Annotated in this window: 2 protein-coding genes; both read right to left on the bottom strand. The window is 69.4% G+C overall.

From position 1 onward, the window contains the following. Window positions 1-91: 91 nt before the first annotated feature. The gene (locus ACH438_RS24745; RefSeq protein ID WP_397009066.1) at window positions 92-1,528 is read right to left on the bottom strand and encodes a molybdopterin-dependent oxidoreductase; all 1,437 of its coding nucleotides are present in this window, start codon (window positions 1,526-1,528) and stop codon (window positions 92-94) included. A gap of 102 nt (window positions 1,529-1,630) precedes the next feature. Then, window positions 1,631-15,460 (bottom strand): amino acid adenylation domain-containing protein, encoded by a 13,830-nt coding sequence (locus ACH438_RS24740; RefSeq protein WP_397009064.1) that lies wholly within the window; start codon window positions 15,458-15,460, stop codon window positions 1,631-1,633. Between the last annotated feature and the right edge of the window lie 6 nt (window positions 15,461-15,466).

Below are 15,466 nucleotides of genomic sequence, written 5' to 3'. Positions count from 1 at the left end.
CCGGGGAAACCTCCCCCGTCCGTCACGACTCCCCCATGACAACTGTCATGCGGGAGTACTTGTGCGGGACTTCAGCCGGACGGTGGCCGCGTCAGACGGTGACGGTGACGGTGTGAAGACCTCCGGGGCCCAGCGGGAACGGCGGGCGGGTGACCGGGTCCTGGATCTGCCCGGAACGACTGGTGACCCGCGCCTGGATGGCGTGATCGCCCGGCGGTAGGTCGACCACCGTGCGCCAGCGACGCCAGGCGCTGGGAGCCAGTTCGGCGCCCAGTTCCACCGGGATCCACTCGGTGTCGTCCACCCGGATCTCGACGGCCGAAACACCCTGCGGCGGCGCCCAGGCCACGCCGGCGACCGTGCACTTGCCGGACCCCGGCGTACCGCAGGACGCGACATCGATACGGGCCTGCGGCCGCACCCAGAGCGGGTCCGCGGGCCAGCCGCGCTTCCACCAGTAGTCGACATGACTGTCATCGGTCAGCTCCAGCGCGGTGGTCCATTTCGCGCCGGAATACTGACCGTAGAGGCCGGGCACGAAAACCCGTGCCGGGAACCCGTGTTCGGGCGGCAGCGGTTCCCCGTTCATGCCGATGACCAGGTAGCCGGGCCATTCACCGGAGCGCAGCGGTTCCAGCGGCAGTGAGATGGTGTACCCGTCCACGGCGCGGCTGACCAGCCGCGTCGCGCCGGAATCCGGCACCGCATGATCGAGCAGCGCGGTCAACGGCACGCCGAACCAGCGGGCATTGCCGCTGCGGCCCGAGCCCACGGTGTTGTGCACGCACACCATGACGGCATCGAATTCCACCGCCTGCTCGGCCAGATCAGGTAGCGACAATCGCAGCGGATGCGCCACCTTGCCGCTGATGGACAGCCGCCACTGCTCCGGATCGATGCGCGGCGGCCGCGAATTCACGTCCGCCACATAGAATTTGCTCGCCTGCGTGATCAGCGGCGACAGGCCCGGTTCGGTGCCGAACCCGTCCTCCGGCACCGGCGCGTGCGAACCCATCGGGCCCACCCGGCGTGCCCGTTCCCGATGCCGCCGATCCTCGCGCCGCACCAGCGTCTCGGCCGCCGCGAAGAGTCCCACCCCGGCGGCCGCCCACAGTGCCACGCCGCCGAGATCGGCCGGCGGACGCCGAAATCCGGCCCGCATCACCCCGGCGGTCGCCACCGCGCCGACCGCACCGGCCACCGACCGGTTCGCGCCGCGTAGCGCCGTCGCCGCCGTCCCGGCCGCCAGGGCCGCGGCCGCGGGTGTCCGTAGCCGGGTCGGCAGCAAGGCCAGCGCGGTGGCCTCCGCCACCGCCGACAAGGCCGCACCCAGCCGGGTCAGCTCCTTGTCGTGGGCGCCGCCCTGCGCCACCATCGTCTCGACGACCTGTACCGGCGCGTAATCGGCCGCCAGGCGGCCGATCCCGTCCAGTACGGAACCGCCCCTGCTCGCCGCGATCAACTCTCCGGCGCCCAATGCGCCCAGACCCACCGCCGCGGCCCCCACCAACCGGCGCTTCCCGCTCATCGACACTTGTTCGGCCTTCCGTCGTCGCCCGGGTATCGCCGCCCATTCTTCACCAGCCGGGACGCGGCCAGAAGGGGTCGCCGAGGTTCGCACCCCCTCCGCTCACGCGTCGCCGCGGGCCAGATAGTCGTTCACCAGCGGTCCGATCCGGGTGAGCGCCTCCGCGGTGATCATCTCGTTGTGGCCGAACGGGAGTGGGATGTCATGAATGGCGCCCCCGATATAGGACCGCCAGGTACTGACATTCGGTACCGGATCCGGGTTGTAGGCCGCGGCGAAGAACAGCAGATCACCATCGAACACCTCGGGCTCGTGCTCGGTGATCTGCCGCAGTAGATGCTGCAGATCGCTGTACAGATGGCCCAGTTCGGTCGCCGTGAACGACACCCCGACACCATCCAGCAGCTGCGCCGCCTGCTCCGGCGTGAGGTGCTCGAGCTCCGGCGGGACATCGACCCCGCCGAACTCCGCCAGCAGCATGGACAGCGGCGGAATCGCACCGTCCGCGGGAATCTCCACGCCCGCACGGGAATCCAGCATGATCAGCGACGGCACCGGCTCACCGCGCCGGCGCAACTCGACCGCGACGGCATGCGCGATGGGACCGCCCGCCGAATAACCCAGCAGGTGATACGGGCCCTGCGGCTGGACGCGCCGGATCTCCTCGAGGTACCGGACCGCCAGATCGCGCACGGTGCGATCCGTGGTACCGCCATCGGTGACGCCCGGCGACTGCAGTCCGTGGATCGGCCGCGACGGGTCGATGTACTGCACCAATCCGCCGTAGCACCAGGCCAATCCGATGGCCGGATGGATGCAGAAGAGTCCCGGCTCGCCGCCGCCCGGACGCATGGGCAGCAGCACGCGCATGGACGGATCGATCTCCGGCTGTTCGGCGGTCTCGGTGAGCCGCACCGCCAGGGCCGCGGGAGTCGGATCCAGGAACATCCATTGCACCGGCATGGGGATACCGGTCTGCTCACGCACCAGGGTGACCAGCCGGACGGCCGCCATGGAGTTGCCGCCGATCTCGAAGAAGTTGTCGTCCACACCGATACGCGGGGTGTCCAGCACCGTTTCGAAGGCCGCGGTGAGAGTCCGTTCGGTCTCCGTGCGCGGGGCGCGGTAGGCGCGGCGGACGGGAGCGGCTGCACCATGGGTTGCCGGGATGGCGGTCGGTCCATCGTGGGTCTTCACGTGAAGGACCCGCAGTGGATCGCTCGAATCACCGCTCGCGACTTCGATCTCACCGACCGGGGCCTCTGGATCCGATGTCACCGCAGCCAGCAGGCCGAGGAACCCATCGGCCATGGCCTGCGCGGTGGCACGATCGAACAGGTCGGTGGCGAAGGTCAGCGAGGCCGTGATGCCCGCCGGTTCACCCGCCGCACCGAACTGCTCGGCCAGCATCCATTCGAGATCGAACTTGGCGCCCGGCGCGGGCGCCTCCATCGGGCGAATCTTCAAGCCCGGCAAGGACGTTCGGCCCAGTGGCAGGTTCTGGAAGGCGAGCAGCACCTGGAACAGCGGGTGCTGCGCGGTCGACCGGACCGGAGCGAGCACCTCCACCAGACGTTCGAACGGCAGATCCAGATTGCCGTAGACGGCCAGATCCGACTGCCGCACCGCATCGAGAGTCGCGGCGAAGCCGACCGCGGGATCGATGGGCGCGCGCAGCACCACGGTATTGACGAACATGCCGACCAGGTCATCGAATTCGCCGTCACCGCGACCGGCGATGACGGAACCGAGGGCGATATCCGGGTCATCGGACAGGCGAGCCAGCAGGACCGCCAGCGCCGCGTGCGCCACCATGAACGGGGTCGTTCCGTGACTGCGCGCCAACAGCTGCAATCTGTCGTGAATCATGGCCGGAACAGTGAATTCGATGCGGTCGCCGACGCCGGACGGGATCTCGGGCCGCGGGCGATCGGTCGGCAGGCTGTGCACCTGCGGCAGACCGTCGAGGGCGGTACGCCAGAAGTCGAGCTGGCGGCTGACCCGGCTGTCCGGATCCGTCTCGGAGCCGAGCAATTCACGCTGCCACAGGGCATAGTCGGCGTACTGCAGCGGGAGCGGGGTCCACACCGGCTCCACACCGGAGGTGCGAGCGGCGTAGGCGTACAGCACATCCCGGGCCAGCGGCGCCATGGACCAGCCGTCGGCGGCGATGTGGTGCACCGCCATGGCCAGCACCGTGCGCTCCGGCGAAACGTGCAGGATGCAGATCCGGAGCGGGGTCTCGCGAGTGACGTCGAACCCGCAGGACAGCTGAGCGATCAGCGCCTCAGCGATATCGTCCGGCGCGACCGTCATTTCGATGACAGATGCGGAGCCCTTCGCAGCCGGGAGGATCTCCTGATACGGAATTCCTTCCGGCCCAACCGGATAGATGGTGCGCAGCGTCTCGTGCCGTGCCACCACATCATCGATGGCCGCACGCAAGGCCGGAATATCCAGCGTCCCTTCGATATCGAAGGCGCCGGGAATGTTGTAGACGGCCGAGTCCGGGTCGTAGCGGTTGAGGAACCACATGCGCTGCTGTGCCGCGGACAGTGGAATCCGCTCCGGTCGCGGACGCGGTCCCGGCCGGGGACGATCGGCGGCCTCACCCGAGGCGATCAGGGCGGCGAGATCGGCCACCGTGGGCGCGTCGAACAGTGCTCGCACCGGTACCGCGGTATCCAGCGCCGCGCCGAGCCGCGCCACCACGCGGGTCGCGATGAGCGAATTGCCGCCCAGGGCAAAGAAGTCATCGTCCCGCCACACCTGATCGATGCTCAGCACCTCGGCGAAGGCCGCCGCGACAGCGGTTTCGACCGGACCGTCCGGCTCTCGTTGCTCACCCGCGACCGGCTGCGGTGCGGGCAGGGCGTCGAGGTCGAGTTTGCCGTTGGCGGTGCGCGGCAGGTCCTCCAGCACCACGATCGCGGACGGCACCATGTAGGACGGAAGACGCTGCGCCGCAGCCCTCTTCAACTCGGCAGGTCGCAGTTCGGCACCCGGTGCCGGCACCGCATAACCCACCAGCATCCCCCCGCGCCCGTCCGCACGGACGATCGCGACCGCACGGGCAACCGCCGGATCGGCGGTCAGCGCCGCCTCCACATCGCCGAGCTCGATCCGCAGACCGCGCAGCTTCACCTGAGTATCGGTGCGGCCCAGGTATTCCAGGTTCCCGTCCCGCCGGCGCACCAGATCACCGGTGCGATACATTCTCTGACCAGGTGTTCCATAAGGGTCGGCCACGAACCGCGCACCCGTCAGGTCGACCCGGCCGAAGTAGCCGCGGGCCAGCCCGATACCCGCCAGATACAGCTCACCGACCACACCATCCGGCACGGGGAGCAATCTCTCGTCCAGTACCAGTGCCCGCATACCGGGCGCGGGTGTGCCGATGGTGATCGGCGCACCGGGCTGCAATGGCGCGGAGCCGGTGGCCCACACCGTCGTCTCGGTCGGGCCGTAATCGTTGAAGTGCCTCCGGCCCTCCGCATTCCACGCGGTGACCAGCTCCGGCGGGCAGGGTTCACCACCGGTGACGATCGCCCGCACCGACTTCATACCAGCCGGATCCACCGTGGACAGCGCGGACGGCGTGATCGCGATATGCGAAACCCGCTCCCGCGCCAGCAGTTCCGCCAGCTCCGGCCCCGCGAAGACCGTCGGCGGCGCGACCACCAGTGTGGCCGCCGCCCCCACCGCTGTCACCAACTCCAGGACCGAGGCATCGAAACTCGGCGAGGCCACGTGCAGCACCCGCGACTCCGCACCGACATCATTGCGTTCCCGCTGTGCCACAGCCAGATTCGCCAGCCCCGCATGAGTCACCACCACGCCCTTCGGCGCACCGGTCGACCCGGATGTGAAGATCACGTACGCAGGCTGCTCGGGATGCGAGCCGACCGGCCCCCGCGCGACGTCGGACGTCGGCGCATCATGACCATCGCCGGTGAAATGGCTGCCTTCGGCTGCTGATTCATCCAGAGACCACCACCGCACCGCGCTGGGCAGGCGGTCGCGGTGCGCCGAAACGGTCAATCCAAGGGTGACACCGGAAACCTCGACGATCCGGGCGATCCGGTCCGGTGGGTACGCCGGGTCGATCGGGACGAAGGCCGCGCCGGTGCGGGTGATCGCCCACACCGCGAGCACTGATTCGATCGAGCGTGGAATACCCACGGCCACCAGCGTTTCCGGGCCCGCACCCGCCTCCCGGAGGCGGCGGGCCAGATACTCGGCGCGAGCGTCGAGCTCCCGATAGGTGAGGCGGCGGTCCGCGCAGACCACGGCTTCCGCGTCAGGGTTGGCGGCCACCGCGTCCGCCATGAGCTCGGCGAGCATGCGGGGTTCGGCAGCGGGCGTGGGAGCGGCCCCCAGTCGCTCGCGCTCACTGCCGGTGAGCAGGTCGATATTGCCGACCGGTCGCGCCGGGCGCGCGGTGACATCCGCGAGCAGGCGCAGCAGGCGATCGGTGAAGACCGCCATGCTGGATTCGTCGAACAGATCGGTGGCGTAGCAGCAGCGCAGTTCCATGCCGTCGCCGTCACCGATCAGCGTGAGGCTCAGGTCGAAACGACTGTTGGTCTGCGGCAGGTCCAGCGGGCTGACGGTGAGATCCGGCAGTTGCAGTTCCGGCAGCGCCAGGTTCTGGAACACCAGCATGACCTGCACCAGCGGATGCCGCGCCGCCGAACGCGGCGGGGACAACACCTCGACCAGCCGCTCGAACGGGACATCGGCCCGGTCGAAGGCCGCCAGGTCGGTATCGCGGAGCCGGTCCAGCAGAGCACCGAAACCCTCGGCCGGCCGGACGCCGGTGCGCAGCACCAACGTGTTCACGAACATGCCCACGAGATCGTCCAGCTCGCGAACGCCGCGACCGGCGACCGGGGTGCCGACCACCACGTCCGCGCTGCCGCTCAGCCGGGCCAGCAGCACCGCCAGCGCGGCGTGTATCACCATGAACGGGGTCGCGTGGTGTTCCCGGGCCAGATCGTCGATCGCGGCCGTGAGCGAGCCGTCCACGCGTGCGCGGCATTCCGCCGCCCGATGCGAGGCCCGCGCCGGGCGGGGACGGTCGGTGGGCAGCTCGAGGAGATCGGGTGCACCGGCCAGTGTGTGCGACCAGTAGTCGATCTGGTGGGCGAGCAGCGACTCCGGATCGTCCTCGGCGCCGAGTCGATCGTGCTGCCACAAGGCGTAATCCGCGTACTGCACCGGCAGCGGCTCCCACACCGGGGACAGTCCGGCCGCCCGAGTCGCGTATGCGGCGGCCACATCCCGGGTGAGCGGGGCCATGGAGAAACCGTCCGTGGCAATGTGGTGCGCCACGAGCACGATCACATGCTCGTCGGCTTCGACGCGGAACAGCCGCAACCGCAAGGGCACTCCGGCCGTCACATCGAAACCTTCCAGCACGGTCCGGGCGACGGCCTCGGTCAGCGTGTCCGGGCCGACCGGAACCGGCGTGAGGTCGAGGACCACCTCGTCGGCCGTGAGGATCCGCTGCGTGCCGACACCGTCGATATCCGGATACATCGTCCGCAGCGTCTCGTGCCGATCGAGGACATCATGCAAGGCCAGCCGCAGCGCATCCAGATCGAGGCTTCCCGAAAGCCGCAGTGCGACAGGCACATTGTAGGCAGGGGACGCGGGATCGTAGCGGTTCACGAACCACATGCGCTGCTGCGCGGGCGACAGCGGAATCGTCTCGGGCCGCAGCACGGGCAGCAAGGCCGGGCCGAAGGAATCCGCCTCCGACGTCGCCAGCCGGCGCGCCAGGTCCGCGACCACAGGCGCCTCGAACAGCACCCGCACGGGCACCGAAACACTCAGCTCCGCGGACAATCGCGCCGCCGCCCTGGCCGCGATGAGCGAATCACCGCCGAGGGCGAAGAAGTCATCGCGCGCGCCGACCCGCTGCCCGAGGAGCTCGGAATAGGTCGCCGCGATCAACACCTCGACACCGACCGGATCGACGTATTCCACCTGCGCCACCTCGGGTTCCGGAAGCGCACGCACATCGATCTTGCCGCTGCGAGTCCGCGGCAGCTCGGGCAGTACCCGAATACCCGACGGAACGAGATAGCGCGGCAGCCATGCGGTCGCCCACGCAACCAGATCGCTCGCCGGGACTGTGCCTGTGTCCGGCGACAATGCCACGTACGAGTACAACGCCATGGCGCCGGTAGGCGCGCGATGTGCCACCGTCACAGCCGACTCCACCGCCGGATGAGTCAACAGCACCGCATCGACCTCACCGGGCTCGACGCGAATGCCGCGGATCTTCACCTGGAAGTCGTCCCGCCCGACATATTCGAATCCGGCAAGCGTACAACGCATCAGATCACCGGTGCGATACATCCGCTCCCCCGCCGCGAAGGGGTCGGCAACGAACCGCACCGCGGAAAGCGCTGCGCGACCGGCGTATCCGCGCGCCAGGCCCGGGCCCCGCACATACAGCTCACCGACCGCGCCGACCGGAACCGGTCGCAGCCAGGCATCCAGCACCAGCAGGGTGGTCCCGGGCACCGGCGTGCTGATCAACCCGGCGGTATCCGGCGTCATCGGTCCGCCGTGACCCGTCGCGACAGTGGTTTCGGCAGGGCCATAAGAATTCACCAGCCGCCGACCGGCACCCAGCCGGGTGACGAGCGCGGGCGGGCAGACCTCACCACCGAGGAGGATGGAACCTACCCCGCGCAGATCACCCGCGTTCAAGGCGCCCAGCATGCCGGGCGTGCAGACCAGATGGGTGGCCGCACCCGCCGCGAGTGCGGCCGCCAGCTCGGCTCCCGCATTCGCCTCAGGCGGCGTGAGAACCAGCGTGCCGCCGGCCGCGAAAGTGGACAGCCACACCAGGATCGCGGCATCGAACGCCGGATTCAGGCAGTGCGCGACGCGGGCGTCACGATCCATGCGGCCACTGTCGGCCGTCCCCGCGACCATATTCGCGAGACCGGCATGACTGACCACGACACCTTTGGGTGTGCCCGTCGACCCCGACGTGAACACGATGTACGCGGCATTGCCTGGCCGCAAGGGTGCGAGCCGATCGGCATCGGTCACCGGCGCATCGGAGAACCGCTCGGCCGAAACGATGGTGGCCGGATCATCGAGCAGGATCCATTCGACCACGGCCGAGTAATCCGTCCCGCTGGGCAGGCCCTCGACCTCGATGCCGGTAATACCCAGCACCGCATTGGATTCCGTGGCGATGCTCGCAGTCCGCGCTGCGGGTTGAGCGGTATCGACCGGCACGAACGCCGCCCCGGTCTTGGCTATCGCCCACACCGCCACGATCCCGGCCACCGACCGCGGCAGAGCTACCAGCACCGCCCGCTCGGGCTCGGCACCAGCGTCGATCAGCAAGCGCGCCAACCGATTCGACAGCGCATCCAGCTCGCCATAGGTCAGGCTTTGATTGGTTCCATCCGCGAACAGCACCGCCGTTGCGGCCGCGATTCCCTCGGCGGACAGCAGGTCAGGCAGTAGACGGACCACATGGCCCTCGAGCCCGGATCGGATCGACGGGGCGTCCAGCGGGTCGGGGCTGTAGAGCTCGGCCGTGCGCCGTTTCGGGTCGGCGGTGATGACCGCCAGGAAATGCGCCAGACTGTGAGCGATCGAATCTGCCTGTTCCGCATCGATATAGCGCGGCGAGCGAGTCAGCTCCAGCCGGAGACCGTCCGCGGTGTACGCCGCCAGGGAAAGCGGGTAGTGGGTGCCGTCATGGGTGGTGAGCCCGGTGATGGACAGCTCCACCCGGCTGCTCGCCTCGGTGAGCGCCGCGGCATCGACCGGGTAGGACTCGAAGACAGTCGCCGTATCGAAGAGCGGGCCCAGACCCGTACCGGCGTGGATTTCATCCAGGCCGAGGAACTGGTGTTCGGCCAAGGCCGCCTGCTCGGATTGCACGCGGGCCAGCAGGTCGGCCACCGGTTCGCCCGGATGCAGGGTGATCCGCACCGGGACGGTATTGACCATCATGCCGATCATGTACTCGGCACCGCGAACCTCCGGCGGGCGACCGGAAACCGTTGCGCCGAAGACGATGTCGGCCGAGCCGGTCAGCTCGGACAACACCATCGCCCAGGCCACCTGCACCATGGTGTTCATGGTGACCTGGTATTCGGCGGCCGCCGCGCGCAGCCGGTCGGCGAAACCAGCAGGCAGCGGGACCTCATGCGCGACCGGGGTCATGGGCGCGTCCGCACGCGGCGCCGACGGGGCGACGAGGGTCGGACCGTCCAGACCCGTCAGCGCATCGGACCACGCCGCTCGCGCTCGCGGCACATCGCGCTGCGACAGCCACTCCAGATAACCGCGGAACGAGACCGGCGACGCGAAACCACTGACATCACCACCGGTTTCGTACAGTGCGACGAGATCTGCCAGCAGTAACGGCATAGACCAGCCGTCGAGAATCAGGTGATGGTTGGTGATGACCAACCGGAAGCGATTCCGTCCCAGCGCAATGCACAGGAAACGGATCAGCGGCGGCGTATCCACGGCGAACGGGGCCCGCAGCTCGGCCGCTGCCAACTCGTCGAGTTCGGCGTCGGTCGCGCCGAAGGCTTCACGATACGTGCACGGCACCAGGACATTCGCGGCGATCACCTGCACGGCCCGATCACCGGATTGCACGAATCCGGCGCGCAGCACGTCATGCCGGCGCACCAGTGCCTCGGCGGCAGCGGTCAGGCGCACTACGTCGAGATCCGCCGATACGTCGATGACAGCCTGCACCGAATAGCCGTCCGGGCCACCCGCGGACAGCTGCGACTGGAAGAGCAGGCCCCGCTGCAACGGCGTCAACGGCCACACGTCGGCCAGGCTGACGTATTCCCGCTCCCACTCGTCGATCTCGCTCTGCGTAGTGGAGAGCAGCGCCAGATCACTGGGCGTGAACCCGCCGGTCGAATGCGCGCCCGCCTGCTCCGCGATCTCGACCGCGGCCGAAACCCACTCCCGCGCCAGCAATTCCACCTCGGAGCGATCGATCACACCGGACGCGAACCGCCACACGACCCGAATCGACTGCCCCTGTTCGGATTCCAGCAGCACGGCATCCACCGAGACCACCGCAGACAGCGGAAACTCCGGATCCGCATGCCCGCCCAGCCGATCCGCCATGGACACCGGCAGCCAATCCCCCTCGGCCACCGTATCCGGCACCTGCCCGAGATAGTTGAACCCCACCTGCGGCTCCGGCATCGCGGCCAATCCCGCCGCCGCACCAGGATTCAGATACCGCAGCAGCCCATACCCGAACCCGCCGCGCGGCACCCGGCGCAGCTGCTCCTTCACCACTTTCAGTGCGCCGACCGCGGGCGACTCCCCGTCCGCCACGGTGTGCGCAGCGACCGGCCCGATCCGCACCGGCACCTGCGCGGTGAACCAGCCCACCGTCCGCGACAGATCCGCGCCCGGTACCGCCGCCTCATCGCGCCCGTGCCGCTCGACAGCCACCACGGCACTCCCGGCCCGGTCCTCCCCCCGACCGGCCCGCCAGCGCGCGAGCGCGAGCGCCAGTGCGGCCAGCAACGCATCCTCCACCCCGCACCGGTACGCCGCCGCCACCCGCCCGGCCAGCAACCCGGACGCCGCGCGAGGCACCGCGATCTCGAACCGCCCCGCAGTCGCCTCGGTATCCACCCACGGATCCAGCCGCCGCACCCCCAGCAGCGGATCGGCAGCCAAAATCTCCCGCCAGTAACCCAATTCACGCGTCGGCCACACCGCGTCCGCATCGCCTTCCCGCACCGGCCACGATGCGTCCGGACCGTCGTCTCGCACCAGGCATGATGCGTCCGGATCGTCGTCTCGCACCAGGAGCGATGCGGCCAGATCGTCCTCCCGCGCCGGGCACGATGCGGCCGGATCGTCGCCGTGGATTGCGGCGGCCGACTCCGACGCCGTCGCGGCACTTCCTCGCGCCGGCGCATCGGAAAGGTCCGGCGAACCGGCCTCGCCCGCAGCCGCGCCCACCGGATCGGCCAGCGCCCCGAGCGCATGCGCCCAGGTGCGCACGGATGTCCCGGTCTCCTGCAGACTCGGCGTCGTCCCCGCCGCGGCCTGCGCCCACGCGGACATCAAGTCGGGCAGCAGAATTCGCCACGACACCGCGTCACACGCCAGATGATGCACGGCGATCAGCAGATAGCCGCGCGTCGCGGGACCGCGGTCCAGCCAGGTCAGCGCGACCATCCTGCCCGCGCGCGGATCCAGCCGCGCCACCGCGGCGGCCAGTTCGGAATCCACCGGCTCACGATCCGGTGCGGACGTCTCCCCAGCGGAGCCGTTCGCCGCCTGGGCCGGTCTGCCCACGGGCGGAACCGGCTCGGGATCGTCCGGGCCGCGATCCACCGGCGCGATACCGATGACAGGCCAGTCGATTCGAGCGATCGAGTCGGCGGCATCGGTGCGATGTGGGGGCGGGACTTCGAGTTCGGGGCCGTGGTCGGTGTCGACCACGCGGGCGCGAAGCATGTCGTGGCGATCGAGCAGGGCCTGCACGGTGCGGGCCAGGAACTCGGGCTCGATGCCCATCGGCAGCGCGACCACCATGGACTGAGCGAAATGCTCCCAGCCCGGGCGGGCGAGCAGCCAAGAAGCGATCGGGGTCAACGGGAGACGGCCCAGGCCGCCGCCGGGGAGTTCCGGCAGGCGGGCAAGGCGATCCTCGACGCGGATGACCGTGGCCGCCAAGGCTGCCGGGGTGCGGTGTTCGAAGACCTCGCGGGCGGAGAACACCAGGCCGGCGGCGCGGGCGCGGGACACCAGCGTGACGGCCATGATCGAATCGCCGCCGAGGGCGAAGAAGGACGTGTCCGGGTCGACTTCGGCGGTGCCGAGGATCTCGGCGAAGAGGGTGCAGAGAATGCGTTCCGTCTCGGTGGACGCGGTGCGGCGCTGCATCGGCTGCGGGGCAACCGGTTCCGGCAGGGCGCGGCGATCCACCTTGCCATTCGAGGTGAGCGGGAGCGCACCGAGCACGGTCACCGTGGCCGGCACCATGTACGGCGGCAGGCGGTGTGCGGCGTGCTCCAGCAGTTCGGCCTCACTGACGCGGACACCGGAATGCGGGACCACGTACGCCGCCAGCATGGAACCGCCGGTAGCTGTGGGACGTGCGATCGTCACCGCGATCTCCACGGCCGGATGCGCGTCCAGAGCCGCATCGATCTCGCCCAGTTCGATCCGCATGCCGCGCAGCTTCACCTGGAAGTCACCGCGGCCGACGTATTCGAGCACTGCCTTGCCCTCGGACATGGTCCACCGCACCAGATCTCCGGTGCGATACATGCGACTGCCCGGCGCACCATCCAGCGCCGGCACGAACCGCTCGGCCGTCAGCCCAGGGCGGCCCACATAGCCACGCGCCACCCCCGGCCCGGTCACATACAGCTCCCCCGCGACGCCCGCAGGCACCGGCCGCAGCCATCGATCCAGCACCAGCATGCCCGCGCCCGGAATAGGTTCCCCGAGCCCGGCATTCTCCCCCGGCACCAGGCCACGCGTATACGTGACCGCCACGGTGGCCTCACTGGGCCCGTACGAGTTCAGCAGATCACGCCCGGTCCCGAAGCGCGCCACGATATCCGGCGGTGTCGGCTCCCCGCCGGAGGACACCGCCCGGACACCGTCCAGCGCATCCGGCTCCAGAGTCGACAGCACGGCAGGCGTGGAACACACCTGCGTAATCTCGAATCCCCGGACCAGCGCCGCCAATTCCGGCCCCAGCACCGGATCCCCCTCGGCCACCACAAGAGTCGCCCCCGCTGCGAACGCCTGCAGCCACTCCAGCACCGACGCATCGAAACTCGGATTCAAACACTGCAGCACCCGCGACCGGCGATCGACCCCATACGAATCGACCACCGCCGCAGCCAAACCCGCCAGCCCCGCATGAGGGACCACGACCCCCTTCGGCACCCCGGTCGATCCCGACGTGAACACGATGTACGCCGGATTCCCGGCCCGCACCGTCCCGAGTAACTCATCCGCGGCCAGCGGCACATCCGACACGAGACCCCGAGTGCCCCCGGGCTTCCCATCGACGCCAGGTTCTCGGTCCGCGCCATAACCCCGTTCTGCGCCAGGTTCCCGGTCCGCGCCCGGTCCGTGCGCCGCGTCGTAAGCGGTCGAGACCGGCCAGAGGTCGTCGAGCGGGAGCCAGCGCACGGAATCGGGCAGGTTCGCGTCCGCTCGCGCGAGGTGCAGGCCGAGGCGAGCGTCGCATTCGGTGGCGATGCGGGACATTCGGTCGGCGGGCATGGATGTGCCCAGTGGGACGAAGGCCGCGCCGGTCTTGGCCACGGCCCAGAGGGCGATGATCGCTTCCGGCGAACGTGGGAGGGCCAGCAGCACAGCCGATTCCGGGCCGATATCCGCGGCGAGCAGCCGCCGGGCGAGGCTGTTCGATGCGGCGTCCAGCTCACCGTAGGTGAGCCGGCGGTCCCCGGCGATCACGGCGGTTGCCTCGTGACCTGCGATTTGCAGGCCATCGTGCAGAATTTCCTGCAGCAGGCGCGGTTTCGGGGCCTGCGGGCCGTGTGCGCCTGCCAGCAGGGGCTTTTCATCGGCAGTGATGTACTCCAGATCCGCTACCGCGGTATCCGTTTCCGCCGACAGCAGCGATTCCAGCAGGCCGAGGAAGCGGCGGTGATGGCGGGCCAGCGAATCCTCCTCGTACAAGCGAGGATTCGCCGCGAAGTCGACATGGATGGGCGCGCCCGCGCCGTGCTGGTAGAAGTTGACGAACAGATCCTCGATCGGCCCAGAGGTCAGCACGTGCAGGCTGGACTCCACACCGGCGAAATCGATTCCGGTCGGGAACAACATGATGTTGATGACCGGCCCGACGATGCCCCGGCCGGCGTCGGGCACGCCGGACTCGGCGGCGCCCGGTTCGCCGCGCATGTCCTCGTGCCGGCACCGCTGATGCCGCAGCGCACCGGACGCCGCCACCCGGACGGCATCCAGCACTTCGCCGACCCGCCCCGCCCGCGGCACGCGGACACGCAGCGGCACCACATTGGCGATCATTCCGCCCGAACGCCGCAGCACGGCGGTGGTGCGGCCGGAGACGGGCAGGCTGATCACCACGCCCTCGGTGGCGGTCAGCCGCGCGTAGTACAGCGCGATGGCCGCCATCACCACCACCGCCGAGCTGGCGTCGAATCGGCGTGCCGCACTCTCCAGGCGTGCGGCCGTCACCGCGGGCAGCTGGGCGCGCGCTTCGCGGGCCAGCGCGGCCGCCGGAGCGGTGGCAGCCACCAGGCTGCACCGCTCCGGCATGCCGGCGGTCACCTCGTGCCAGTAGTGCCGATCGGCGGCGAACCGGGTGGAATCCCGGTACGCCATTTCCGCTTCGTGCACTTCCAACAGCGAGGCCGCGGTGCCGGGAGGCGCCTGATGCCCGTGCACCGCGGCGTTGTAGAGCTCGGCGACCCGGTAGAGCATGGTCACCGAACCGAACCCATCGATGAGAATGTGGTGAGCTCTGGTGTACCAGAGGTGATGGGACTCCCCGACCCTTATCACCGTAGAAACACCAGCTCGTGACCCGAGCAGGTCGATCGGCTCGGCCACATCCGCATGCATCCACTCCAGTGCGGCGGCCACCGGATCGGGTCGATCACGGAAGTCCAGGAACCCCACTGTGGGTTGGAGATTCGGGTCGACCACCTGATAGGGCCGATCGTCGATCTCCGCCAATCGCAGGACACCGGAACCGAATTCGCGTGCCGCGGTCAGTCCGGCCCGGCGCAGGGCGCCGATGTCCAGTGGTCCGCGCATCTCGATGTACTGGGCTTCCGACAGTGGCACGGTCGGATCCAGTTGCTGCGCATACCACATCCCCAGCTGCGCCGGCGAGAGCGGGAAAACGGTGGCGGTCTGTTCCGCCGCTAGTTCACGGGTCATGGCGAC

The organism is Nocardia sp. NPDC020380, from assembly GCF_044386975.1.
Taxonomy (GTDB): Bacteria; Actinomycetota; Actinomycetes; order Mycobacteriales; family Mycobacteriaceae; genus Nocardia.
The sequence above is the reverse complement of the archived record's forward strand: the minus strand, read 5'-3'. Positions and strand labels throughout refer to the sequence as shown.